We start from the raw sequence: 24,682 nt of genomic DNA on the forward strand, positions 1-24,682 counted from the left end.
AAAACAAGTCAGTTATGAGTTAAAGAATATGGCAGTAAAAATTGGCATCAGTGCCTGTGTGCTGGGCGCGCAAGTCCGCTTTGACGGCGGGCATAAAGCTTCAACCTTTTGTACGCAGCAGTTAAAGGCGCTGGTGGAGTATGTGCCGGTGTGTCCGGAGCAAGCCATTGGCATGAGTGTGCCGCGACCGCCAATTCGCCTGCAGTATAATGCTGAGCAGCAGATCCGTTTAGTGCAAACCCGCGATAATAGTCTGGATTATACCGAGCAGATGTTGAGCTTCACCGCTAAACTGCTGCCGCAGTTGGCAGATTTAAGTGGTTACATTGTGTGCGCCAAGTCACCAAGCTGTGGCATGGAGCGGGTAAAACTTTATGATGTTGAAGGTAACAACCTGGGGAAACAAGCGGTCGGGCTTTATACCCGGCAGCTGATGCAGCATTATCCCTGGTTACCGGTGGAGGAAGATGGCCGCTTGCTGGATCCGGCGTTAAAGGAGAATTTTATCGCCCGGGTTTTTGCCTGTTATGACTACCAGCAAAGTATGCGCGATGGCTTTAGTATTGGTAAGTTGGTGGCGTTTCACAGCCGCTATAAATTCCAGCTGTTGGCGCATAGTCCGCAAGCATACCGGCAGCTGGGGCGTCTGGTCGCTGAAGCTAAGTTATTTCAGCCGCAAGAGTTGCAGCTGCGCTATCTGACGGAGTTAATGCAGGCGATGCGGCAAATTGCCAGCCGTAAACAACATACCAATGTGCTGCAACATTTACAGGGCTTTTTTAAGAAAGTGCTGGAGCCAGCCAGCCGTGCTGAATTAAGCGAACTGATTGATCGCTACCGCCGCGGCTTCGTACCACTGTTAGCGCCGGTGACCTTATTACAGCATCATCTGCGGCGCTATCCAAACCAATACTTACAACAGCAAAGTTACTTTGCCCCTTATCCGGAACAATTAGGATTACGCGCCTGATGCAAACACCTGTACATCTGGTCTGGCTGAGACATGATTTGCGTGTCTATGATAATCAGGCATTCTATACCGCCTGCAGTGCTGCAGCGTACGACAAGGGCACTGTGCTGGCGCTGTTTATCGCGACACCACTAAGCTGGAATGCGCATCAGATGGCGCCGCTGCGTCAGGATCTGCTGCGCCGTCGCGTGCAGGCGATGCAAACAGAGCTGGCGGCGTTGAATATTCCTCTGCTGGCGGTGGAAGGCAGTGACTATGCCAGCTGCGCGCCATTAATCGCAGCGCTATTGCCGCTTGGTGTTAAGGCACTGTATGCGCAGGTTGAATATGAACTGCGCGAGCAGCGCCGCGACCAGCAGGTTAGCGCCTTATTAGCACAGCAGGGTGTCGCCGCACATTGGTTTGACCGGCTTTGCGTTATGCCGCCTGGTAGTATCCGCACCCAGCAAGGCGAGATCTATAAGGTCTTTACCCCCTTTAAGCGCAACTGGTTACAGCGCCTGGCGTCCGATGGTATTCAGTGTTATCCGAAGCCTACGCTGCAGATGGAACACACATTGTCGCTACCGGCATTAGCGCCGATGCAAGCGCCGGATCAGAGCTCAAGTGACTGGCCGGTTAGCGAAGCGGAGATCCTGACGCGGATGCGCAATTTTTGTCAGCAGCGGGTCAGCGCTTATCAGCAGGATAGGGATTTCCCAGCGATCGATGGTACCTCACAGTTATCGCCTTATTTAGCCATCGGTGTGATATCGGCACAGCAGTGTGTCGCCCGGCTGCAACTGGAGGCTAAAGAGGCACTGTGGCAGGAGAAAAGCGGCGCGGCGGTCTGGCTGTCTGAGCTGATTTGGCGTGATTTTTATAAGCATATCCTGGTCGCCTTTCCTCACTTAATCAAACACCGCGCCTTTCAGGCAGAGACCGATCTGATCCAATGGCCAAACGAGCAGGCACGCTTTGCTGCCTGGTGTCGCGGTGAAACCGGTTATCCGATCGTGGATGCCGCCATGCGCCAGCTGAATCAAACCGGCTGGATGCATAACCGGCTGCGGATGATTACTGCCAGCTTTCTGGTTAAGGATTTACATATTGATTGGCGCTGGGGCGAGCAATATTTTATGTCAAAGCTGCTCGATGGTGACTTTGCTGCCAATAATGGCGGTTGGCAATGGGCTGCGTCTACCGGCACGGATGCCGCACCTTATTTCCGGATCTTTAATCCGGTTACCCAAAGTGAGCGTTTTGACCCTAGCGGTGACTTTATCCGGCGATTTGTGCCAGAGCTCTCGGCGAAAACTGGCAAGGATTTACATTGGCCGCACCGGCTGGTCACCCCCAAAGGCTACGTAAAGCCAATAGTTGATCATAATGAGGCCCGTAAACAGACGATGGAGCTGTTTGCGGCAGTAAAAGGTAAGGCGGCGGAGGCAGTCGATGCTTGACCCTAAACTACAAGCGTTTTTAGATTTTTATAACAGTCTGTCTGCGAATGGTCTGGATGCCATCGCTGACTATTATGCGGAACAGGTACAGTTTATTGATCCGGTGCATGAAATTAATAGCCGCTCTGCGTTACAACAATATCTGGCTCATGGTTATCAGCGCTTAAATTATGCCCGCTTTACGCCGGTAAGCGGCCTGTGTCAGGGCGAGCGGGGCTTTCTAAGCTGGCAGATGCGCTTTAGTCACCCGGCCTTTGCCAAAGGGCAGGAAATTCTGGTGCACGGTAGCACCGAGCTGGCCTGGCAGGATGGCCGGATTTGTTATCACCGCGATTACTATGATCTGACTGAAATGGTCTATCAGCATATTCCGCTGTTGGGCTGGTTAACCCGGCAGGTTAAACAAAAAATCGCCGCGAGCTGATGTTCGCAGCTTATGTCGCTTAAATTAATGATAAGTATTTCATAAGGGATCTTATGCGTATAGCAGTAATAGGTGGCGGTATCGCCGGTATGCTCAGCTGGTATTTACTGAAGCAAAAATACCAGGTGACCTTGCTGGAAGCCAATGATTATCTGGGCGGCCATACCGCGACCAAGCTGGTGGAATACCAGGGTAAAACCTATCCTATCGATACCGGTTTTATTGTGTTTAATAACTGGACCTATCCGGTGTTTAATAAGTTTATTGCCGAACTCGGTGTGGCATCGCTGCCTACTGAGATGAGCTTTTCCGTTAAAAATACCCAACATAATCTGGAATATAACGGCAATAACTTCGCCTCGTTATTTGCGCAGAAGCGAAATATCCTGCGGCCTTCGTTCTGGAAAATGCTGCTGGAGATTGTGCGCTTTAACAAGCTTGGTAAGCAGTTGGTTGCTGAAGATCATGCGGATCTGGATTTGGATCTCGGTACCTTTCTGGATAAACATAGCTTTGGTAAAGGTATTCGCGATAACTATTTAATGCCGATGGGCGCGGCGATTTGGTCAGCCGGTTTGACCGAAATGCCAAAATTTCCGGTGCGTTTTTTCCTGCGCTTCTTTAACAATCATGGTCTGCTTAATGTCAATGAGCGGCCACAGTGGGCGGTGATCAAAGGTGGCTCCAAAAGCTATGTTGACGCGCTGCTGGCAAAGGCGGGCACTGATAGCATTCGCTTAAATCAGCAGATCAGCGGTGTGCGCCGTGACGAGACGGGCGTGACCATTCAATTTGCGGACGGTCATACCGAGCAGTATGACAAAGTCGTGTTTGCTTGCCATAGCGATCAGGCATTAAAGCTGTTGCAGGATCCAAGTAACGAGGAGCAGCAAATTCTCGGCGGTATTGCCTATCAGGAAAACGAGGTGGTGTTGCATACCGACACCTCTTTGTTGCCGGTGCGTAAAGCCGCCTGGGCCTCATGGAACTATAATCTGGACAGCCAGCATAGCGATCGCGCCACCCTGACTTACAATATGAATATTCTGCAGCGTTTGCAGGCACCTGTCACCTTTTGTGTTACGCTGAATAATACCCAACGTATTGCTAAGGATAAGATTTTGGGGATCTATCACTATGCCCATCCGGTGTATAACCATATGACCCTGGCTTGTCAGCAGCAACGCAGCCAAATTAACGGTCAGCGGCATAGCTATTTCTGCGGTGCCTACTGGTATAACGGCTTTCATGAAGATGGCGCCCGTAGCGCAGTTGACGTTGCCGCCCTGTTGGGAGTGGACTATTGATGCAGCCCGGTCACGCTGTCTATTGTGGCCGGGTCGGTCATAAACGCTTTTTGCCAAAGCAGCATGGTTTTGATTACCCCTATGCTGCCTACTGGCTGGACTGCAGCCAACTGACCCCTGCCAGCTTAACCGCGGTGGGTATTCAGGCTGAACGTTTCGGCGCTATTAGTTTTCGCCGTGCCGATTATCTGGCGGGTGATGCTGATTTAGCGCAGGCGGTACGCGATAAGGTACAACTGCTGGGTGGTACAGAGCCAATCGCCAAGGTGTTTTTACTGTCACCACTGGCCAGTTGGGGGCTTTATTTTAGTCCGCTGACGCTGTACTACTGCTATAACAACAGTGGTGAGTTGCGTTATTTGCTCTGTGAAGTTACCAATACGCCGTGGAATGAGCGGCACTATTATTTGCAAACGCTAAGTAGCGAACAGCAGCAGTATCAGCATCAAAAAGCCTTTCATGTCTCGCCCTTTAATCCGCTGGATATGGAATATCGCTGGCAAATTGAGGCGCCCACTGAGCAGCTGTTTTGCAGTATTACCAATTTAAAGCAGCAGCAGGCGGTATTTAGCGCCTGGTTTAAATTACAGCGTTTTGCGCTGACCCAGGCGGTACGCCGGCGGATCCTGATCCGGCAGCCGTGGCAAAGCGTACAGATTATGAGTCGTATCTACTGGCAGGCATTGAAGCTTTTGATAAAACGCGTTCCGGTGTATGCCCACCCTAAATCCCGAGGTTCTGAGTCATGAGTTTATCGCTAAGCGAAAAAGCGGTGTTTGATAATTTAGGCTGGTTTGACCGGCTGTGTCGCAAATTTACCCTGAATTTCTTAAGTCAGCTCCGCCATGGCAGTATTACCGTAATAGAAGCCGGTGAAGCGCAGCAGTTTGGTGATGCTGATGCCGAATTGAAAATTACTATTACGGTCACCGATCCTGCCTTTTATCAAAAACTGGTGCTGGCTGGTTCAGTGGGCGGGGGCGAGGCTTATATTCATGGTTTCTGGCGTTGCGATAACCTAACTGCGCTGGTGCAAATTTTCGCTCGTAACCTTGATGTTCTGGATAAGATGGATTCCACCTGGGCGCGCTTGAGTCGGCCAATGCTTAAGCTGCTGAATTTCCGTAACCGCAATACGATTTCACAGTCCAGACGCAATATTGCTGCCCATTATGACCTGGGTAATGCCATGTATCAGCTGTTTCTGGATCCGAGCATGATGTATTCCAGTGCGGTATATCCGGCAGCTGACAGTACACTAGAGCAGGCACAACAGCATAAGTTACAGCAGATCTGTGAACGTTTGCAGTTAAAAGCTTCTGATCACCTGCTTGAAATTGGTACCGGTTGGGGCAGTATGGCGATCTATGCCGCCCAACACTATGGCTGTAAAGTCACCACCACCACGATTTCACAGCAACAATATGATTATACTAAGGCGCGGATAGCTGAGCTTGGCCTGCAGGATAAAATCACCTTACTATTTGAAGATTATCGTTTACTAACCGGTACATACGATAAGTTAGTCTCAATAGAAATGATCGAAGCCGTCGGCGATGATTTCCTGGATAACTACTTTGAAAAGTGTAGCAGCTTGTTAAAGCCGGACGGCATTATGGTGCTGCAAGCGATAACGATGGTCGATCATCGTTATCAACAGTATGTACGTGAGGTCGACTTTATTAAACGCTATATTTTTCCGGGCGGTTGTTTACCCTCAATTAGCCGGATGGCCAGTGCCGTAGCCAATAAAACCGATCTGGTGATCCGTCAGGTACAGGATATTGGTTTTGATTACGCCAGAACCTTAAAAGACTGGTGTGATAATTTTATGGCGCAGCGTGATGCGGTGCATCAGCTCGGGTATGACGATAATTTTATCCGGTTGTGGCATTTTTACCTGTGTTACTGCGAAGGCGGCTTTCGCGAGCGCGCCACCAGTGCGGTGCATTTAGTGCTCAGTAAACCACAGAACCGCAGTGTGTTTTAACCCACTTTAAAGAAGCAACAAAACAACAACGCCGGCATTATTGCCGGCGTTGTTGTTTAATACTAACCCTGTCAGGCGTCAGTAGCCGGTTGTTCCGGTACTAACAGCAAACCTTGCTCAGTGATCACAATTTTGCGCTCTTTATATAAGGTACCGATAGCCTGTTTAAAGGCTTTCTTGCTGGCACCAAATTGCTGATAAATCAGCTCCGGTGCGCTCTTATCGGTTAACGCCAGTTTACCGCCGTTAGCTTTTAACTGCTTTAAGATCTGGTTACCCAGCACGTTAGCTTGCTCAAAGGTCGCTTTGTTTAGCCGTAAATCGAGCTTACCATCATCACGAACCTTTACCACATAAGCGGTCAGCTTGTCACCGCGGCGCAGTGGCTTAAATACTTCATTTTTATATAACACGCCAAAGTGTTGATGATTAACGACGGCTTTGTAACCGAGATCGGTCTGCTCACTGATAATCACTTCCACCTTGTCACCCTCTTTATAGGGCGCAGCGGTTTTATGCAGATGGCGATCCAGCTTGGTTGAGGCGACAATCCGGTTACTGACATCAACATAGCAATACACCAGATAGTGCTGGCCGACTTTTAGTGGAATTTGTTGTTCACTAAAGGGCACCAACAAATCTTTTTTCAGGCCCCAATCTAAAAAAGCACCGACTTTAGTGCTGGCGACGACCGGTAAATAAGCAACCTGACCTACCATCACTTTGGGACGCTCGGTAGTGGCTATTAATTGATCTTCGGAGTCGAGATACAGAAACACATTCAGTTGCTGGCCTGGCTGTAAACCCGCGGGCGCGACATTGTTGGGCAGTAAAATTTCGCCCCAGCTTTCGCCATCTAAATAAAAACCGAACTTAACCTGTTTCTTTACGGTTAGGGTATTAAGGGTACCCAGTGACATCATCGCTATTTTTGCCTTATTACAATCAAATAGCGGCTAGTATAGCGGTTTTAACGCTTTGCTGCTGCATAATCGCAGCAGCACGGCTATAACTTGATAAAACCTTTAGTTAATAACGGTGTTGCGGGTGCTTTTTTCCGATCAAACTTCTGCCAGATTTTCTCGTGAAAGAAGTAGCCCACAGTGTTAACGGCTGGCTCGATAATGGCCACCAGACCGCCTAACACCAAATCACCGGTGATCAGGTAAGTTACGCCAAAGGCAATACTAAAATGCATAATGGCAAAGGTAATGGTTTTAATCATAACGGGTCTCCCGAATCATCTGCTTAAGTAAATGATAGCGGTTCTCATTATTAATTAAAGTGAATAAATAAAATTGTGTTAATCAGAAAATGTGATGAATCTTTCGTGCTTTGGCAGCGTAAAATGGCAAAGTTCGCGCAGGTTCGTGCAATAGAGAAAAAGGTGGCAAGGTGGATTGTCGGCAATTGCTGGATATTAAGCAGTACGAGTTTTTGATGAATTATTTTATGCGCCGCCAGCAGGAGCTGAAAGTAGCGGAGCTAAATGAGCCCTATAGCTATGATGGCTTTAGCCTTTACGACCAACTGTTTCAGCAAATTACCAAAGAAGCGGAAGTCGCTTATATTGAATGCTTTGCCGAGCCACCACCGCCAATCGCCTTAACCAACCTGTATCACTTGGCTGAATTAGAACTGGCGGGGCGCCGGCCAAGAATTAAGGCTCCGACCTCGTTACAGTAACGGCTTATTCCTCGAGTCGCTTTAAGGCGTCAACCAGCATAGGCACATTGAGCGGATCGTTAAGTGGCACCAGGGTACCTGCCGACCAGACGCCGTAGCTGCCGTCCTGGCGCAAGATCATCATCTTATCTTTGCGGATACTGATAATATCCTGCTGACTGATATTCAGTTTGGGCAGGGTTTCCGGCTGAAATAAATTGTCTCCCAGCCAGCGGTTTTCCGTTTCACAGCCAATACTGCCCAATAAGGTCGGTAACCAGTCCAGTTGCTGACTACCATGTTGCCGGGCCTGACTTAACAGCGCCGGCCAGCGCAGATAGGCTGTAACCGGCGCCAGCTGAAACTTGGCATTTTCACTATGTAACGGCACGACGATTAGCCGGCTAAATTGCTGGTATTCTGACCAATGCCGGGAAAAGTCCGCATCAAATACGATATTTAGCCTGGCAGGGCTAAGCTCTGTGTTGGCCCAGGGTAGTAACGAATTCAGCTCTGGTGTGCGGTTAACCACTTGAATGTCAGTAGCGTTAACGCTGTTAAGCCAGGCCGGTATCATCTGCAGTGCGCTGGCGGCATCTGCTGTCGCTTTAAACTGACCGTACAGCAGGTTTAACAGCGCTTCAGCAGCATTGTTTGGGGCGAAATGCTGATCATGGCTGCGCAGGCCCTGTTGCTGTAACAAAGCTAATTGTTCCGCTGTGATGCTGGCTGTAACTAATAATAAGGTCGATTCGGTAGCGCCGGCCTGGCAGCTTAACAGCTGGCTGCTGCGATTGGCATGTTCCAGGCTCAGCTTATCGGCCTGGCGTTTGGCGCGAGCGGTTAAATCTACCAACTGATAGCGAGCCAGTAAGCTTTTCGCTGTGGCCGGGTAGGAGAAAGGCAGCACATTATCCTGGCGGGTAATATCGAAATTCAAGCTGGCATCGGCGTAGATGTGCAGCAGATGGCTGAGCATAAAGCTACCAAAGAATATGGCCAAAGCCGGTTGGCCGACGCCGGAGGCGGAAAGGCGGCTGATTTTTTTCCAGCAAAAGTTACTTAACCAGATCTGTAGCGTTAGCAACAGGGCGCCGACCAGCGTGACAATTAATACAAAATTGCGCAAATTGGTGACCACCTGCGCCCTGAGTAAGGCCAGCGTTTGGTCATAGGACGCACTACCTAGATGATAACCAAGCTGGTTATAGACATAGGCATCAAAAATCAGCAATACCATACCAACGGTGGCAAGGATTGCGCCCAGGCCGCGGACATGTTTTTGATAAGGAAAGATCAGCGACAGTGGGAAAATGGTCAGAATAAAGAACATAAAGCATAGAAATGCGGTATGTCCTAACCAGTTAACCAGCAGATACAGACTGCCCAACACCGTTTGCGGCAGGGACTCAGACCACCAGAAACTGCTGGTTATCAGCAGTGCCAGCAAAATATTAAAAAAGGTAAACCAGTGTCCCCAGTTTAGTAACCGGTTAACTTTTTTGACTAAGGACAGGTTTTGTTCCAGCACCATAAGGCTTAATGCTTGTCGCTTTGAATGGCGTCAGTCAGAGCCTGACTAAAGCTGCTGGCGACCGCAGCACGTTGCGCTGCCGGCACAGAGGTATTGATAATATGGCTAACCGCATTACCCAAACACATCAGGCTTAGCTCAGTGGTGGCGTGTTGCTGGTGCAGGGTGTCGAGCAGTTGATTGACCAGCTTTTCAATCTGGCTACTGGAATATTTTGATACAATCGGCATGGATTACTCAGATTAAAGACGCATAAACAGATAGAATAGTAACAGAATTCAGAATAAACAGGAAAATTTATGTCGGTAGAGATGCAGCATCTGGCCATTAATTATATTGCGCTAACAGACAGTGGTGAGCATCAGGCCCACTATCGGGAAGCACTGATAGGGCGTAGTGGTGCCGTAGCGAATTTGGTCGAGCAGCTTCACCTGGCTTATAACGGCAAGCCGGCCAAAGGCTACGCTGCCTTTGAAACTGAAAAGTCACCCAAGGTGGCTTTGGCGCTGGCAGACTGGCAGAGCGGCAACAGTGATTATCTGGGGTTTAGCCGTGCTACCACCGACGCGCTGGTGCAGGAGTTATCCCAGCATCAACTGCCGGAGACCGGTTATTTACTGCTGGCACATTATCGTTATCTGGCCAGCGAATTCTTATTGATCTGCCTGCTGGGCAGTAAAGATCATTTTGAATTAACTGAGCAGCTGGAGCTGGCAACCTCCCGCCATCTGGATATCAGCCGGATGCAACTGGCGGCGCGGCTGGATCTGACCGAATACGCGGTAAATCGTGAGCAGGGGCATTACATCAGCTTTATCCGTGGTCGCGCCGGGCGTAAGGTCGCGGATTTCTTTCTGGATTTTCTGGGTTGTGCCGAAGGCACTGATGCCAAAGTAAACAGTCAGCTGGTGTTAGCTTCGGTGGAGGAATATCTGGGGGCGGCAGAATTTGCGCCGGAAGAAAAAACCGCAGCAAGGCGCCAGGTATTTGATTATTGTGAAGAGCGTGCGAAAGCTGGACAAGAAGTAGTGTTAGCTGAGCTTTCTGCCGTGGTCGATCCGGAGCAGGAAAACGGCTTCCTGCACTATTGTGCCGAGCAACAGCTGGCAGTAGCGGAGCAGTTCCCGGTAGAAGTTAAGGAGCTGAAAAAGCTGGTAAAATTTAACGGTACCGGCGGTGGCTTATCGCTCAGCTTTGATGAAAAGCTGCTCGGTGAGCGAATTAATTATGATCTGAAAACCGATACCCTGGTGATCAAAGGCACCCCGCCTAATCTGCGCGATCAGCTGCAGCGCTTTCTTCAGGGCTACTCGGCTTTTGAGCAGTCGTAGCGGCTGCCGCCGCTGCTGTAGCAGAGGTGGCTGAATCTGATGCCGCCGCCGTGGTATCGGCTGGCATCGGTTGTTTCGGTAAGGCTTCTGGCAGGGCTTTTAACGCCGGCATTTTCATTTTGGCTGAGTGCTTAACCAACAACACATTGCCGATAATAAAGCCAAAGGCCAGTAACAGTGCCCAGAATAATGGCCAGTTCATGGTGGTGCCTCGCAAATGTTACAGATAAAACACCGGTACAACTCGGGTAAATGTGCCAGTACAGTCTGTTGTTCGGCAATAGGGTGCTGCTGCAGCACTAAGCGCAGTTGTTCCAGCGTCAGTGCCTGTTGGCAGCGTGCCGCCAGCGGTTGATAGCTCAGATGCCAGGGTTCAGCCGCGACCCCGCCTTGAAACTCGCGATACGGTAAAAAAAAACCATACTGCGCAGCATGCTGCGTCAGCCATTGACTTAAGCGATAGAACGGGCCGCCGGCGCTATATTCACTCTGTTGCAGTTGTACCTGGTAGTCGTTACTGACCGCAGCGGCATCATAAATATCCAGGTCACTGCCCCAATGATGACGACTGGCACCGGGCAGGGCAGAGTACAACATAATGGCTTCCAGCTTCGCCAGACCCTGATAATGCTCAATCTTTAGCGGACGCTGCCAGCGGTCAAATACCGGGCGGCGACCTTCGCATTTGGCTTGCCAGATCGCAGCCTGGCGTTCAAAGCTGCGCCAACCGGATACCAATCTGATTGCGATCCCCTGCTGCGCGGCTGCCTGCTGCATTTGCCGGTAAGCGGGTATCACGGCCTGATGCAATTGCTGGTTATGTTCGACCAGTTGCATCGGGTCAGGATCCTGCCCGGTAAGAAGCGCCGGGCTCAGTTCAGTTAGCTGCATGGCTGAGCCGTTGTTGCAGGTTAACCAGCAGGGCGTGATAAATATCCGTCAGCTGCGTCAGATCGGCTATGGCCACGCATTCATTGATTTTATGAATAGTGGCATTAATTGGGCCGAGTTCTATGACCTGAGCCCCGGTCGGCGCAATAAAGCGGCCATCCGAGGTGCCGCCAGTGGTTTCCAAACGTGGTGTTAGACCACGAACCTGTTCCACCGCCGCGACAGTTGCCGCGACTAAATCACCGCTGGCAGTTAAAAACGGCAGACCGTTCAGTGTCCAGTCCAGCTGATAGTTCAGGCCGAAGCGATCCAAAATGGCGTAGACCCGCTTTTGTAAAATATCGGCCGTGACTTCAGTGCTGTAGCGGAAGTTAAACATCACCTTAAGTTCACCCGGGATCACATTTGACGCACCGGTACCGGCATGAATGTTGGCAATCTGGAAACTGGTAGCCGGAAAGAAGGCATTACCCTGATCCCAGATCTCTGCCGCCAGTGCCGCTAAAGCGGGAGCGGCTTTATGCACCGGGTTATCCGCCAGTTGCGGATAGGCAACATGGCCTTGAATACCCTTAACGGTTAAATGGCCGGTTAAGGAGCCGCGGCGGCCATTTTTAATCACATCGCCAAGTTGCTTACCACTGGACGGCTCACCGACCAGACACCAGCGGATTTTCTCCTGTCGCGCTTCCAGCGTTTCAACCACTTTCACGGTACCATTGATAAAGGGGCCTTCTTCGTCACTGGTGATCAGATAGGCCAGATCAAAGGCAGGCTCCGGATATTCAGCGATAAAACGCTCTGTTGCGACCACCATTGCCGCTAAGCTGCCTTTCATATCGGCCGCGCCGCGCCCAAACAGGGTATCGCCGATAATGGTTGGCGTAAAAGGAGGAGTATGCCATTGTTCCAGCGGGCCAGCAGGAACCACATCAGTATGTCCGGCAAAACAAAACAGTGGCTTACCCCGGCCGCGGCGAGCCCACATGTTTAACGTATCGTGAAAGGGCAACATCTCAATCTGAAAACCAAGTTGTTGCAGGCGCGCTGCCATTAACGGTTGGCATCCCGCATCCTCCGGTGTGACTGACGGCCGGGCCATCAGATCCATTGCCAGCGCTAAGGTTGGATTTGCGGCTGGATCTACTAGATTACTCATACTGCTGCCTTAGGATTAGTTAGTAAAATCTTGATAACTCTGCTCGGAAAAACCGAGTAAATAGCGCTCGCCCGCGACCAGTAGTGGCCTTTTGATTAAGGCGGGCTGTGCCAGCATCAGACGTAGCGCTTTTTGCTCGTCCAGCTCCGCTTTGTCAGCGTCGTCGAGGGCGCGCCAGGTGGTACCGCGGGTATTCAGCAACGATTGCCAACCAAGCTGCGCAGCAAACTGTTCTAACAGTTCTGCAGTTAACCCATCCTGCCGGTAATCGTGAAACTGATAGGGTTGGCTGCGTTGTTCGAGAAAGCGGCGGGCTTTTTTTACGGTGTCGCAATTTTTAATTCCATATAGTGTCATCATGCTGAGGTTCTGCTCGTTTGAATAATAAAAAGAGGGTCCTGGGCAGCGTTGACCTTGGCTTGCCGGCAAAATACTTTGCTCTCTGCCGGTTTGGGCAAATCGAGCACCAGCGCACAGTACAGAGCATCCAGTTCCAGTTCTAATTCCAGAAATGCCAGATCCAGCTGCAGTAATGGTTGGCCGGCATTCACCTGCAATTGCCGATTGCTTAGCCAATGCAAGCCGCGACCTTGCAAATCAATGATGCTTGACGGTAACTCTAATAATAACCGCAGCCCGGAAGCATGGCGCAATACTAAGCGGCGTTCGGTATCAAGCTGGGTGGTGAACAGACCGGCAAAGGGGGCGACGATCAGGCCATGCTGTAGCTTTGCCGTAATCGCAACCGGTAACAGGTTCTGCTGGTATAGTGGTTCGGGATGTTGCTCTGCCGGCAACACCGCCCCGGTGAACGGGCTTTTGATCGGGGCGCCTGTTATTTTTCGCCAGTCTTGCTGCCAACTGATCACAGTATCACCGTAACTCCATCAATCTGATGTGCTGATAATAACGTAAAGGATCAACAGATGCAGTAGTTTGTGCTGAAATCCGTGATTCAAGGTAAGGTGTTTTAGCGAAAATAGCGTGTTTCAACGCTTTGATAAAAATTAGCGTCGAAATAGGTTGTTTTTGATAGTTAAAAATAGACCAGAGGCCGGCGGGGTCTGAATTTATCCTGCAAAGGTTGTCCACAGTTTCTGTGGATAACTTTGTTGAAAACCTCTGTCGTTAATCGCCATGCTATTGTATTTAATCTATATTATTCGATGGCATGAATTTTGATAGCCTGTTAGTGGGCAAGAATTCTGTAAAAAAGCGACAAAAATGAAGCTTTCGATTTCCGAATAGTAGCAAATGCCGTTGTAACAAAAATGTATCTGGTTTAATGTGCTGGCGGGAACGCATGACCGAAAAAGCCGGCAGCTATCAGCTGGCAACTATGCTAGAGTAAAGAGAGTCTAATCCTGAGTAATGGTCGTTAGAGAGGGGAGATGTTATGCGGATTACCTGGTTTGCAACCCTGAATACCGGCTGGAAGTACAGCCAGACCTGGCCGGCGAAACCTGAGCTTAATGCTATCTTCCCGGAAAACAAAGTTATTTTTCTGACTAAGCAAGCTGCCCGCTACTTGCCGGTGCTGGCGATAGTCACTGCGATACTGCAGATTAAATTATTAGGTGTTAGCTTTCTTGGGCCGGCAGTGGCGATGATGTTGCTGTTGGCTTCAATGCCACTGCAAGGCTGGTACTGGCTTGGGATCAGAGCTAACAGCGCATTACCGCCGGCACTAATCAACTGGGGTAATGAGATCCGTGAACAGATCCAGCAACACGCAAAAACCACCGCTTTGCCGGGCTGCCCTAAGAATTACTTCGATCTTGCCCGTTTGTTGCAGTTAGCTTATCAGCAGCTCGATAAAACTGTGATGCGGCGCTGGATTTAACATCACCCGGGCCGTTAAAAAAGGCCCGGTGGTCGAGGTTGACGTTACTGCGTGCTGTTCAGATCTTGGTTAGAGTGCAAATACAGACCAGACCGGTGCGTGATCTGAAGGGCGTTCCAAACCGCGGATCTGATAATCGATTTCAGCTTCGGTACAAAGCGCAGCTAAGGGGGGCGTGGCCATGACGACATCGATGCGCAGGCCACGATTGTCATCAAAACCCTTAGAGCGATAATCGAACCAGCTATATTGGGCGTCACGCGTTGGGTGTAGCGCGCGGAACGTATCGACCAGACCCCAGTCTTTCAATTGTTGTAACCAGGCCCGCTCTTCCGGTAAGAAGGATGTTTTGCCTTCCCGTAACCAGCGTTTGGCATTGGCTTCACCAATGCCGATATCAAGGTCAATTGGTGAAATATTAATATCACCAATCACCGCCAGATAGTCTTTACTGCTGTCATGGTATTGCTCAAGATATGCCTGTAGGTCGGCATAAAATTTGGTTTTAGCGGGAAACTTGGTTTCATGGCTACGGTTCTCTCCCTGTGGGAAATAGCCGTTTAATACCGTGAGCTGTTTACCGTCAGCCAGTGCGAACTGGCCAATCAGCATGCGCCGCTGCGCGTCCTCACTGTCAGTAGGGAAGCCATACTGCATCGACAATGCTGGCACTTTGCTTAAGATGGCAACGCCATAATGCCCTTTCTGACCAAAGTGATATACCTGATATCCCATGGCCTGTACCTCGGCCAGCGGAAACTCGCTATCCTGTACTTTTATTTCCTGCAAGCCGATAATGTCGGGCTGATGTTTGTCGATCAGCGCTTGCAGCTGATGCAGGCGTGCGCGAATGCCGTTAATATTAAAAGAGATGATCTTCATTGTTATTCCAGATAATTTTTTCGTTGCGCGAATAGGCTGGCTCGATAATAGCACGCATCAGACAAGCGGCGAAACGCCGTGACCGTTAGTTCCGTAATAGTGACGACTAAGTAGACAACATGCAGGACATTAAATACCAGATTTCCTATAGTCAGCGGCGGCGTACGGTGCAGCTGGCGATCCGTAATGGTGAGGTTTATGTCAGAGCTCCGGCCACGATCTGCCGGCACTGGCTAAGTGCCTGGCTGCAGCAGAAAGAACTCTGGGTTCAGCAAACGCTGGCGCGCATTACAACACCGCCGATACTGCCGTGGTTACAGCGGGATAGGATCCTGGTCTCGGGACAGGCAGTGCCATTTCGCTGGCAACTGGCGGCAAAAAGTAGCGTCAATGTTGACGCAAACGGGCTTGAGCTCAGGCTATCAACAAAGATCGCCGCGGAGCGACATGAACATTATGCGCGAAAATTGATACAACAGCATTTTACTGAGCAAGCCTTACTGGAGTTACCCGTGTTGGCAAACGAGCTTGCCGCGCGGTTACGGCAGACATTAGGTCCGGTTGTTGTCGGTAACTGGCGCAGCCGGTGGGGGCATTGTAAACAAAACGGCGAGCTGGGCTTTAACTGGCGGTTAATGCAAGTGCCGCTCTGGGTCCGGCGCTATGTAGTGATCCACGAGCTGGCGCATTTGCAGCATATGAATCATTCACCCGCATTCTGGCAGTTGGTGCAGCAACATTGTCCACAGTATAGAGAAGCGAAAGCCTGGCTTAAACAACACCAAGCCGAACTGTTGAATTAGGGGTAAAAAAAAGCCGACCATCAGGTCGGCAACATAAGGACATCGATTAAAGGAGAGATGTTCACCAGCTTTACTTCACCTAGTCAGACTCTGCGCGCAGCAAAAAATTCCCGCTGGTAGCGATTTTTTTGAAAACATTTTGGCATTAGGCTATCAGTTCTGGTTTAATCTAGCGCCTAAACCGTGTCACTACAGCAACAAAACTCAATAATAAGCTCAGACAGAGTACCCGACAATGACCAATCCGTTACGTTTATTACAACTGTTGAAACTACTTGATCTCACCCGGCTGACTGAAGCAGATAGTCAGGCTGAGATGGCCGCCTGGCTGAATGCCATCCCGGCTTTGCCTGCACCTGTTGCCGCGCTCTGTGTTTATCCGGAGTTTTTGTCTCAGACGGCGGACTATCTGGCCGCAGCCGCTAAGGCAACCGAGTTGGCGACAGTTGTTAATTTTCCCGGCGGTGACCAGCCGCTGGCACAGGTTCTGGCTGATATTGCACGCTGCCGGGCCTTGGGCGCCACCGAAATTGATTGTGTGTTGCCGTACTCACAATTACTGGCAGGTAACGAGTCTGAGGTGAGTGCTTTTCTGACCGCGGTCAGAGAGGCCAGCCTGGGGTTGGGGCTGAAAATAATTATTGAATCAGGTGAGTTACTGACGGCGCAGCAAGTGACTAAGGCTACCGAACTGGTTATTGCCAGTGGCGCCGACTTCGTTAAAACCTCAACCGGTAAGGTACCAGTGGGATGTACACTGGAAGCGGCCAGGATCATTTTGACCAGTATTGCGGCAGCAGAGCGCCCGGTGGGCTTTAAAGCCTCCGGTGGTGTTAAGACAGTTGAACAGGCATTGCAATTACTGGAACTGTATGAAGAGATCACCGGACTGACGGCGACCAGGCAAGGTATGCGCATTGGTGCCAGCAGCTTATTAACTGAATTATTACAGCTGTTACCCCGTTAAGTGAAGTAGGGCAGCTCCGTTCGGCTTGCCGTGCGGTGCTGTTCCAGAATCAATAGTATTGGTCACTGCGTTCCGCTGTTCAATGCTACGCATTGTCGAACCTGACGAAGGTTCTCACCTTCCCCTGAGTAGTATTTGCTAAGAGTGGTTTAACTTAGGAATTTGGTGCTCAGAAGGAGAATGGTGGAGGGGGAAGGATTACTCGCTGCGCTCGCCTTACAGGCCAGCGTCACTATGTTCCGCTGTTCAATGCTACGCATTGTCGAACCTGACGAAGGTTCTCACCTTCCCCTGAGTCGTATTTGCTAAGAGTGGTTTAACATAGGAATTTGACGCTGAGAAGGAGAATGGTGGAGGGGGAAGGATTCGAACCTTCGAAGGCAGTGCCGGCAGATTTACAGTCTGATCCCTTTGGCCACTCGGGAACCCCTCCACGAGTGCGCGCATCTTATCAAACTGAAGTTTGATGTAAAGCATTTTGCTAAAGTTTTTTGACCGTTTGCCGATTAACTCAACAGTCGTTGTCAGATGGCATCAGTATGCAGCCAATTATCAATGAATGGCAGTTAGGGGATCGTTTAGGTAAGGCACTGCAGCATCAGCAGCGGGCTGACTTTTCCCTATGGTTAGCATTCTTATCTCCTGCAGTTGAGGAGATGGCAGAATTTCAAACGCCTGTAAATCAGGCTGCGCAACCCAAACATGATCTGTACCAGCAGCTGGCGGTCAGTAGACGTCGCCCGTTCGCTTATCAAACCACAGACGAGCTGGCCTTATTGCAACAGAGCCAGGCCGCGCAGCAAGGTTTGGCGCAATTAAAGCTGTACAGTTATCTACAGGAACAGCCCTGGGTGTGGCAGGAAGATAAGCGTAAACTCGAACCTCAGGTGGTTGCCGACCTGGATTTGCACTGTCGCCGTCGGTTGGCTGGGGATAAAATGCCCCCCTCTGTCAGTGATGAAACTGCACTTTACGAGATCCTGGAACAGTTATCAGCGACGCAGGTTTGATGAGCTGTAGCGACCCGTGCTGATAACCACAAAATCACCCGATAAAGCACAGCATGCTCGATCCTGCCCTTTCTCTAGTGCATCCTTTATCCTACTGCCGTTCTATCGCAATTGACCACTAGGCAAATGAGTTTGGCAGCGCTTAAATTTTTTACCGCTACCACAGGGGCAGGGATCATTAGCGCCCAATTTAATCGCCGGCAACGCAGTAAGCTTACCGCTGGTATAATACCAACGATCCTGAAAGATAAAGTCCGAGACTTCCGCGATAAACTCCAGCTTGTTGTGCTGAATAAAGCTGGCAATAAAACTAACCTGTCCCTGCTTAGGCTCGGATATGGCGTGTTTCACTTCTAGTTTGCAAAAATGTACCGCCTTGGCAAAAGCTTCCAGCGCGGCAGCAGATTCGCTGGCCCGTTGCTCTGCGGCAAGGGTGGCAAGCAGATACTGACTGTCGGCAACACAAAAGGCACTATAGCGAGAACGCATCAGGCGTTCACAACTATCAGGTTGAGCCTGCCCACTTAAATAGGGTTGGCAGCATTCTGCAAAAGCCTTACCTGAACAGCAATAGCATAACATCTTATCTCTCCGGGCCGACCTGTTCCGCACGCGTTAGCGTACTCTTCATGTCATTGGTTGCGAGGGTATTACGCTATATAGTTTAACGACTTTGCTGCAATGCTGATAGCCCAGGGGCAGCGGCTGTTATTAGTGAGCCGCCGTCGTATCTGTAGGCAGTATATGCAAGGTACATTGTTGCTGTATGGCAAAAGTCTGCAGTAGCTGCTGTTGCTGAGACGGTAATTTCTGGCAACAGATCACCGCCTGGCAATCCGGGTTCTGTAATGTCGCTTGGATCAGCTGTGACAAGTCGGCTGTTGCTTGAGTATGAACCACGAGAATATGCTGTAATGGCAACTGACAAGCTTGCCAGAATGCTTTTGCCGGTTTAAAACCAGGGGCGATTAGAACAATCCAGCCGCTCGCTTGGCGATACTGTTGTAACAGCTTAAGTAATTGCAACTCGCTGCTGTGTTGTTGCAATTGCTGCCAGTGATGTGCTGTGCTGCTGGCAGCTTGATGCTGACTCGATTCAGTTTGGTAAGAATGGTTAGATACAAACATGGCAACCTCTATCTGTGTATTTATACAGTGTATGCATATACAGTAGTTGCTGTTTAAATAAAAAGCAAGTGCTTTTCTGCAGGCAATTTTGCAGTCGCCTGTCATGCAACTGTCATTTTAAGGTTCTACTATTCGCCAGTTATTGCTGGCGGAGCCAAAAAATGGCGGTTTCTGAACTCTGTTGCACAGAACTGGATAAAATTTTACATAAACGGGCGTTACAGCCAGTGTTTCAACCCATTCTGAATTTGCAGGACGGTACTGTCATTGCCTATGAAGCGCTGATCCGTGGCCCCTCTGATAGCCCGTTACATTCGCCACTACAATTATTTAAAACTGCCCTGGGCTGTGGTCAGCTGGAGCAGTTAGAGATGCTGTGCCGTGAGCTGAGTATAGAGAGCTTTGCTAAAGCAGAACTGAATAGCAAACTCTTTCTTAACGTCAATCCACTTATCTTACTGACGGCAGACCATCCCAGCGGTTTGACCAAACAACTGTTAAAGGCGGCACAGATTGACCCCTCGGAAGTGGTGATCGAAATTTCCGAACAGTATCAGGTGGAAGATGCCGGTTTACTGGTTAAAGCTGTGCAGCATTATCGGGAACTGGGCTTTCAAATTGCGATTGATGATTTAGGCAGCGGCTTTTCAGGTTTGAAACTGTGGTCTGAGTTACAGCCTGATATTGTGAAGATTGATCGGCATTTTATTAGCGAACTGGACAAAGACCTTACCAAACAAGCTTTCGTGCGTAATATTGTTAGTCTGGCCAAAGCGATTGGCGCAACCGTAGTGGCTGAAGGAATAGAAACCGCTGAAGAGTTAAGATGGTGTCGTGAACTGGGTGCCGATTTGGGACAGGGCTATTTGTTAGGACGGCCTCAAGCCAGTTTTGCCGATCCGCAACGTTGTCGGACGCTCTTTAGCACTGAACTTCATAGTGAAATCAGTTCTGAACAAGTCGAAGCCTTGTTGCTTGAGGTTGCCGCTGTCAGTCCGCAGCAAACGGTTGCCCAGGCAGCAACCCTATTTCAATCAGATAGTCAGTTGCAAAGTTTACCTGTAGTTGAACAGGGCCGACCTGTTGGTTTGATTTGCCGCACTGATCTGCAAGCCTTGCTGGCGCAGCCTTTTGGCCGGGCGCTCTATGAAAAGAAATCTTTAGCCAGTGTGATGAACCGGCAACCGGTAGTGGTTGAGATCAGTGCCACGCTCGAGGAGGTAAGCCAGCGCGTCGCTGATGATGAGCACAATGCCGCCAGCTGGTTTTTTATTATTTGCCGCCAGGGTGAATATTGTGGTCTGGGTTCGGTAAGGGCTCTGCTCAAACAAATCAGTGAACGCAAACTACAACTAGCTCGATATGCCAACCCGTTAACGTTATTACCCGGTAATGTGCCTATTTACCAGCGTATTGATAAATTGCTGCGACAAAAAGCCAATTTTGCCGTGGCTTATCTGGATCTGAATCATTTTAAACCTTACAACGATATATACGGTTACAGTAAAGGCGATGCAGTGTTATTACTGGTCGCCGAGCTATTACAGCAGCATAGTTCGTCGCAATCCTTTGTTGGTCATATTGGTGGTGATGATTTTGTGCTGATTGCTGAGCCTGACGAATGCGAAACGCTTTGCCGGCAAGTTGTGCAGCTTTTTGCTAAGCGTATCGCGTTGTACTATCGGCAAGAGGATCTGCGTCTGGGGGGTATCACGGCGTTAAGCCGTAACGGTGATTCCCGCTTTTATCCACTATTATCTCTCGCAGTTGGTATCGCCCATCCTGATCCGGCGCAATGCTTCAGCCATCACGATGTCGCGGCGCTGTCTGCTGCCGCAAAGCAGGAAGCAAAGCGTCTCGGCGGCAATACGGTGTTCATTTCACGCCGTCGCGGACCTGAGCGGCAACATATAAATGTACTGGCTGGACCATCTGTTGCCTGATTTACGTTAATATAGCCTTTTTACCAGCAACAGAGAGCAATAGATGTTGTTAGATGCTTTTGTCAGCCGGCAGGGAGAGGCTTTTAGCTTTAGCCGGCAACATTCCTGTACCTTCGCCAAGCAAGTCGCAGGAGACTTTAATCCTATTCATGATGTCGACGCCAAGCGTTTCTGTGTGCCAGGCGATCTGTTGTTCAGTTATCTGCTGAGCCGGTATGGTGTAAGCCAACAATTAAATTGCCAGTTCTCGGGTATGGTCAGCGCGGATGTCTTACTGCACTGTAAGATCACTGCAGGTCAAATCCAGGTCTGTGACGAGCAGGACCGGGTTTATCTGACCATTCAATTTAGCGGCGAGCATCGCCACGACCTGAGCGTTATCGAGCCATTGTTTCAGGACTATGTCCGATTTTCCGGTAAGAACTTTCCCGACATTCTGCAACCGCTGATGGCGGAGCAGGGCGTGATGATTAACCCGCAGCGACCTTTAGTCATTTATGAAAGTATGTCGCTGTCTTTTCAACAACTGCCAACCTCTCCAGTTAAGTTGGCGCTGTCAGGCAGTAAATTAGAGGTCGAAGGTAAGCGCGGTAATGTGACTTTAAGCTTTACACTATCCGAGCAAGGCGTCGTTATCGGGCAGGGTGCCAAGAAAATGATCCTAAGTAACCTGCAACCTTATGATGAAAGTCTGATGCAGCAAATGGTTACTGACTATAATAACCGCCGTTCCGCTGCAGGTTGCTACGATTTGGCCGTTTAACAGCGGCTGTTAACGGCCGCCAGACGATCCAAATCAAGCTTTTGTGCAAAAAACAGTCGAACAAACGCATTTTCAAAAATACTGCTTGCAGGCTGTTCTAAACTCCCTATAATGCGCATCCACAGACGGGGACAACGGCAACGAACTCCAAGTCTGAAAGAATCCTGAGGCAAGCGCCTCGCTTCGTAGAACGAAGCACGCTCTTTAACAATAAGCAATCAATTATCTGTGTGGGCACTTATGATGGTTTCGAAATGAAATTAATCAGAAAGTGACCAAGTAAAATTAGTCAGTGACTGAGCGCCGCTTCGGTGGCAGAAAGAACTTTAATTGAAGAGTTTGATCATGGCTCAGATTGAACGCTGGCGGCAGGCCTAACACATGCAAGTCGAGCGAATGAGGGGAGCTTGCTCCCTGATTTAGCGGCGGACGGGTGAGTAATGCGTAGGAAGCTGCCCGATAGAGGGGGATACCAGTTGGAAACGACTGTTAATACCGCATAATGTCTACGGACCAAAGTGTGGGACCTTCGGGCCACATGCTATCGGATGCGCCTACGTGGGATTAGCTAGTTGGTGGGGTAATGGCTCACCAAGGCGACGATCCCTAGCTGGTTTGAGAGGATGATCAGCCACACTGGAACTGAGACACGGTCCAGACTCCTACGGGAGGCAGCAGTGGGGAATATTGGACAATGGGCGCAAGCCTGATCCAGCCATGCCGCGTGTGTGAAGAAGGCCTTCGGGTTGTAAAGCACTTTCAGTGGGGAGGAAGGGGTTGTAGTTAACAGCTGCAATTTTTGACGTTACCCACAGAAGAAGCACCGGCTAACTCCGTGCCAGCAGCCGCGGTAATACGGAGGGTGCAAGCGTTAATCGGAATTACTGGGCGTAAAGCGCACGCAGGCGGCTTTTTAAGTCGGATGTGAAAGCCCCGGGCTCAACCTGGGAATTGCATCTGATACTGGGAAGCTAGAGTATGTGAGAGGGGGGTAGAATTCCAAGTGTAGCGGTGAAATGCGTAGAGATTTGGAGGAATACCAGTGGCGAAGGCGGCCCCCTGGCACAATACTGACGCTCAGGTGCGAAAGCGTGGGGAGCAAACAGGATTAGATACCCTGGTAGTCCACGCCGTAAACGATGTCTACTAGATGTTCGTGGTCTTGTACCGTGAGTATCGCAGCTAACGCATTAAGTAGACCGCCTGGGGAGTACGGTCGCAAGATTAAAACTCAAATGAATTGACGGGGGCCCGCACAAGCGGTGGAGCATGTGGTTTAATTCGACGCAACGCGAAGAACCTTACCTACTCTTGACATCTACAGAACTTGGTAGAGATACCTAGGTGCCTTCGGGAACTGTAAGACAGGTGCTGCATGGCTGTCGTCAGCTCGTGTTGTGAAATGTTGGGTTAAGTCCCGCAACGAGCGCAACCCTTATCCTTAGTTGCCAGCGATTCGGTCGGGAACTCTAGGGAGACTGCCGGTGATAAACCGGAGGAAGGTGGGGACGACGTCAAGTCATCATGGCCCTTACGAGTAGGGCTACACACGTGCTACAATGGTATGTACAGAGGGAGGCAAGCTGGCGACAGTGAGCGGATCTCTTAAAGCATATCGTAGTCCGGATTGGAGTCTGCAACTCGACTCCATGAAGTCGGAATCGCTAGTAATCGCAAATCAGAATGTTGCGGTGAATACGTTCCCGGGCCTTGTACACACCGCCCGTCACACCATGGGAGTGGGTTGCAAAAGAAGTAGGTAGCTTAACCTTCGGGAGGGCGCTTACCACTTTGTGATTCATGACTGGGGTGAAGTCGTAACAAGGTAACCGTAGGGGAACCTGCGGTTGGATCACCTCCTTACCTATTAGAACGATTCATAAGTGTTCACACAGATGATTGATTGCATGAGATAGAGCAAACAGTGTTAAGCCATGTGAGTGGTGATAACGAAGGATGTTTGGTTTAGCGCAAGGCGCAGGCTGAGCGAGTGAGGGAGTGTACGAGGTGTACATGACCGAGCGAGTGAAGAATGCAACGCAGCGATAAGGCAAACAGACAAGTTAGCATTGGTCTGTAGCTCAGGTGGTTAGAGCGCACCCCTGATAAGGGTGAGGTCGGTAGTTCGAGTCTACTCAGACCAACCAATTCGCCGCCAGGCGTTGTTGCAGCAAACCTCACATACGAAAGTATGCTTCGGTTTACTGCGCCTAGCCTGACAACGAATATAGAGCAAAGACCATAGAAAGACTTATTGCGATGATTTTTGCTTTAGGCAAGGCATGCGACGAACGAGTGAGGGAGTGTACATCAGGTACATGACCGAGTGAGTGAGGAAGCATAACGCGGCATAAAGGAAAAAGCAGAAGCAAGAAGAGGGGTTATAGCTCAGCTGGGAGAGCGCCTGCCTTGCACGCAGGAGGTCAGCGGTTCGATCCCGCTTAACTCCACCACTACTTACGTGACACTGATAAATGATTGCTCTAAAAATTCAAATCAAACTGTTCTTACGAGAAAGTTTTTCTTAGAAGAATGATTTGATTTGAGTTTATCTCAAACTGCTCTTTAACAATTTGGCAAGCTGATAGTAATAAAACAAGCTAAGCATACTTCCGAACTCAAGCGGAAGG

The 24,682-nt window shown here is 49.9% G+C and carries 26 protein-coding genes, 3 tRNA genes, 1 rRNA gene and 1 other RNA gene; 17 read left to right on the forward strand and 14 right to left on the reverse strand.

Annotated features, from left to right (window positions below; translation table 11 throughout):
• Positions 1-28 precede the first annotated feature (28 nt).
• The 6 genes from H1D31_RS07950 to H1D31_RS07975 are packed head-to-tail and all read left to right on the forward strand — an operon-like array spanning position 29 to position 6,133.
• Entirely contained in the window at positions 29-970 is a 942-nt protein-coding gene (locus H1D31_RS07950; RefSeq protein WP_261257549.1) for a YbgA family protein, read from the forward strand.
• Complete coding sequence (gene phrB / locus H1D31_RS07955) at positions 970-2,412, forward strand: deoxyribodipyrimidine photo-lyase (RefSeq protein WP_261257550.1); 1,443 nt, start codon at positions 970-972, stop codon at positions 2,410-2,412. Before H1D31_RS07950 ends, phrB begins: the two co-directional genes overlap by 1 nt.
• A complete protein-coding gene (locus tag H1D31_RS07960) occupies positions 2,405-2,836 on the forward strand; it encodes a nuclear transport factor 2 family protein (RefSeq protein ID WP_261257551.1) in 432 nt (143 codons plus the stop codon). Before phrB ends, H1D31_RS07960 begins: the two co-directional genes overlap by 8 nt.
• Before the next feature lie 53 nt (positions 2,837-2,889).
• Positions 2,890-4,143, forward strand: a complete 1,254-nt coding sequence (locus H1D31_RS07965) for an NAD(P)/FAD-dependent oxidoreductase (RefSeq protein ID WP_057785957.1) — start codon at positions 2,890-2,892, stop codon at positions 4,141-4,143.
• Positions 4,143-4,892 carry a DUF1365 domain-containing protein gene (locus tag H1D31_RS07970; protein ID WP_261257552.1) on the forward strand — a complete coding sequence of 250 codons (750 nt, stop codon included), beginning with the start codon at positions 4,143-4,145 and terminating at the stop codon, positions 4,890-4,892. The genes H1D31_RS07965 and H1D31_RS07970 overlap by 1 nt, the downstream gene beginning before the upstream one ends.
• On the forward strand, positions 4,889-6,133 hold the full coding sequence (locus H1D31_RS07975) for an SAM-dependent methyltransferase (RefSeq protein ID WP_261257553.1): 1,245 nt from the start codon (positions 4,889-4,891) through the stop codon (positions 6,131-6,133). The genes H1D31_RS07970 and H1D31_RS07975 overlap by 4 nt, the downstream gene beginning before the upstream one ends.
• 71 nt (positions 6,134-6,204) lie before the next feature.
• Here H1D31_RS07975 and H1D31_RS07980 read toward each other — a convergent pair whose 3' ends face one another.
• Together H1D31_RS07980 and H1D31_RS07985 are read right to left on the reverse strand one after the other, a co-directional pair.
• A complete protein-coding gene (locus H1D31_RS07980; RefSeq protein WP_261257554.1) occupies positions 6,205-7,056 on the reverse strand; it encodes a S1 RNA-binding domain-containing protein in 852 nt (283 codons plus the stop codon).
• 83 nt (positions 7,057-7,139) lie between these two features.
• A complete protein-coding gene (locus H1D31_RS07985; RefSeq protein WP_008610476.1) occupies positions 7,140-7,358 on the reverse strand; it encodes a DUF2061 domain-containing protein in 219 nt (72 codons plus the stop codon).
• A gap of 170 nt (positions 7,359-7,528) precedes the next feature.
• Here H1D31_RS07985 and H1D31_RS07990 point away from each other — a divergent pair, with 170 nt between their 5' ends.
• Positions 7,529-7,819 carry a hypothetical protein gene (locus H1D31_RS07990; protein ID WP_065955750.1) on the forward strand — a complete coding sequence of 97 codons (291 nt, stop codon included), beginning with the start codon at positions 7,529-7,531 and terminating at the stop codon, positions 7,817-7,819.
• A 4-nt stretch (positions 7,820-7,823) separates the two neighbouring features.
• On the opposite strand, the gene H1D31_RS07995 is transcribed toward H1D31_RS07990, so the two are convergent.
• Together H1D31_RS07995 and H1D31_RS08000 are read right to left on the reverse strand one after the other, a co-directional pair.
• The gene (locus H1D31_RS07995; protein ID WP_261257555.1) at positions 7,824-9,332 is read right to left on the reverse strand and encodes a DUF3413 domain-containing protein; all 1,509 of its coding nucleotides are present in this window, start codon (positions 9,330-9,332) and stop codon (positions 7,824-7,826) included.
• 5 nt (positions 9,333-9,337) lie between these two features.
• Positions 9,338-9,562 (reverse strand): DUF1414 domain-containing protein, encoded by a 225-nt coding sequence (locus tag H1D31_RS08000; RefSeq protein ID WP_008610482.1) that lies wholly within the window; start codon positions 9,560-9,562, stop codon positions 9,338-9,340.
• A gap of 69 nt (positions 9,563-9,631) precedes the next feature.
• On the opposite strand from H1D31_RS08000, the gene yejK reads away from it, so the two are divergent.
• Positions 9,632-10,663, forward strand: coding sequence for a nucleoid-associated protein YejK (gene yejK / locus H1D31_RS08005; protein ID WP_261257556.1), 1,032 nt, complete (start codon positions 9,632-9,634; stop codon positions 10,661-10,663).
• On the opposite strand, the gene H1D31_RS08010 is transcribed toward yejK, so the two are convergent.
• The 5 genes from H1D31_RS08010 to H1D31_RS08030 are packed head-to-tail and all read right to left on the reverse strand — an operon-like array spanning position 10,602 to position 13,582.
• A complete protein-coding gene (locus H1D31_RS08010; protein WP_261257559.1) occupies positions 10,602-10,865 on the reverse strand; it encodes a DUF2897 family protein in 264 nt (87 codons plus the stop codon). The genes yejK and H1D31_RS08010 overlap by 62 nt on opposite strands.
• Positions 10,862-11,554 carry a M15 family metallopeptidase gene (locus H1D31_RS08015; protein WP_261257561.1) on the reverse strand — a complete coding sequence of 231 codons (693 nt, stop codon included), beginning with the start codon at positions 11,552-11,554 and terminating at the stop codon, positions 10,862-10,864. Before H1D31_RS08015 ends, H1D31_RS08010 begins: the two co-directional genes overlap by 4 nt.
• Positions 11,541-12,713, reverse strand: a complete 1,173-nt coding sequence (gene dapE, locus H1D31_RS08020; protein WP_261257563.1) for a succinyl-diaminopimelate desuccinylase — start codon at positions 12,711-12,713, stop codon at positions 11,541-11,543. Before dapE ends, H1D31_RS08015 begins: the two co-directional genes overlap by 14 nt.
• A 15-nt stretch (positions 12,714-12,728) precedes the next feature.
• On the reverse strand, positions 12,729-13,073 hold the full coding sequence (locus tag H1D31_RS08025; RefSeq protein WP_261257565.1) for an ArsC family reductase: 345 nt from the start codon (positions 13,071-13,073) through the stop codon (positions 12,729-12,731).
• Positions 13,070-13,582: a PTS glucose transporter subunit IIA gene (locus tag H1D31_RS08030; RefSeq protein ID WP_261257567.1), complete on the reverse strand. Its 513-nt coding sequence runs from the start codon at positions 13,580-13,582 to the stop codon at positions 13,070-13,072. The genes H1D31_RS08025 and H1D31_RS08030 overlap by 4 nt, the downstream gene beginning before the upstream one ends.
• Before the next feature lie 527 nt (positions 13,583-14,109).
• Between H1D31_RS08030 and yfbV the strand changes: the two genes are divergently transcribed.
• On the forward strand, positions 14,110-14,556 hold the full coding sequence (gene yfbV / locus H1D31_RS08035) for a terminus macrodomain insulation protein YfbV (RefSeq protein ID WP_261257569.1): 447 nt from the start codon (positions 14,110-14,112) through the stop codon (positions 14,554-14,556).
• Between the two features lie 69 nt (positions 14,557-14,625).
• On the opposite strand, the gene xthA is transcribed toward yfbV, so the two are convergent.
• Entirely contained in the window at positions 14,626-15,438 is an 813-nt protein-coding gene (gene xthA / locus H1D31_RS08040) for an exodeoxyribonuclease III (protein ID WP_065955741.1), read from the reverse strand.
• 119 nt (positions 15,439-15,557) lie between these two features.
• Here xthA and H1D31_RS08045 point away from each other — a divergent pair, with 119 nt between their 5' ends.
• Together H1D31_RS08045 and deoC are read left to right on the forward strand one after the other, a co-directional pair.
• Positions 15,558-16,241, forward strand: coding sequence for a M48 family metallopeptidase (locus H1D31_RS08045; RefSeq protein WP_261257572.1), 684 nt, complete (start codon positions 15,558-15,560; stop codon positions 16,239-16,241).
• Between the two features lie 235 nt (positions 16,242-16,476).
• Positions 16,477-17,208, forward strand: coding sequence for a deoxyribose-phosphate aldolase (gene deoC, locus H1D31_RS08050; RefSeq protein ID WP_065955739.1), 732 nt, complete (start codon positions 16,477-16,479; stop codon positions 17,206-17,208).
• Between the two features lie 181 nt (positions 17,209-17,389).
• Here the strand turns inward: deoC and H1D31_RS08055 are convergent.
• A non-coding RNA gene (locus H1D31_RS08055) (RtT sRNA) lies at positions 17,390-17,513 on the reverse strand.
• A gap of 43 nt (positions 17,514-17,556) precedes the next feature.
• Positions 17,557-17,641 (reverse strand) — tRNA-Tyr (locus H1D31_RS08060).
• 106 nt (positions 17,642-17,747) lie between these two features.
• Between H1D31_RS08060 and H1D31_RS08065 the strand changes: the two genes are divergently transcribed.
• Positions 17,748-18,218, forward strand: coding sequence for a VC2046/SO_2500 family protein (locus tag H1D31_RS08065; protein WP_261257578.1), 471 nt, complete (start codon positions 17,748-17,750; stop codon positions 18,216-18,218).
• Between the two features lie 102 nt (positions 18,219-18,320).
• On the opposite strand, the gene H1D31_RS08070 is transcribed toward H1D31_RS08065, so the two are convergent.
• Together H1D31_RS08070 and H1D31_RS08075 are read right to left on the reverse strand one after the other, a co-directional pair.
• Positions 18,321-18,707, reverse strand: coding sequence for a YchJ family protein (locus H1D31_RS08070; RefSeq protein ID WP_237709394.1), 387 nt, complete (start codon positions 18,705-18,707; stop codon positions 18,321-18,323).
• Positions 18,708-18,929: 222 nt separating this feature from the next.
• Positions 18,930-19,346 carry a SulA-like leucine-rich domain-containing protein gene (locus tag H1D31_RS08075; RefSeq protein WP_261257580.1) on the reverse strand — a complete coding sequence of 139 codons (417 nt, stop codon included), beginning with the start codon at positions 19,344-19,346 and terminating at the stop codon, positions 18,930-18,932.
• A gap of 161 nt (positions 19,347-19,507) precedes the next feature.
• Here H1D31_RS08075 and H1D31_RS08080 point away from each other — a divergent pair, with 161 nt between their 5' ends.
• The 5 genes from H1D31_RS08080 (at position 19,508) to H1D31_RS08100 (ending at position 24,505) form a co-directional block, all read left to right on the forward strand.
• A complete protein-coding gene (locus tag H1D31_RS08080; protein ID WP_261257582.1) occupies positions 19,508-21,289 on the forward strand; it encodes a phosphodiesterase in 1,782 nt (593 codons plus the stop codon).
• A gap of 43 nt (positions 21,290-21,332) precedes the next feature.
• Entirely contained in the window at positions 21,333-22,052 is a 720-nt protein-coding gene (locus H1D31_RS08085) for a DUF3581 family protein (RefSeq protein WP_008610502.1), read from the forward strand.
• Positions 22,053-22,379: 327 nt separating this feature from the next.
• Positions 22,380-23,915 (forward strand): 16S ribosomal RNA (locus H1D31_RS08090).
• Between the two features lie 207 nt (positions 23,916-24,122).
• Positions 24,123-24,199 (forward strand) — tRNA-Ile (locus tag H1D31_RS08095).
• A gap of 230 nt (positions 24,200-24,429) precedes the next feature.
• Positions 24,430-24,505, forward strand: a tRNA-Ala gene (locus H1D31_RS08100).
• Positions 24,506-24,682: the final 177 nt, after the last annotated feature.

The sequence above is a fragment of the Alishewanella sp. BS5-314 genome, assembly GCF_025377695.1.
In the GTDB taxonomy this organism is placed as follows: Bacteria; Pseudomonadota; Gammaproteobacteria; order Enterobacterales; family Alteromonadaceae; genus Alishewanella; species Alishewanella aestuarii.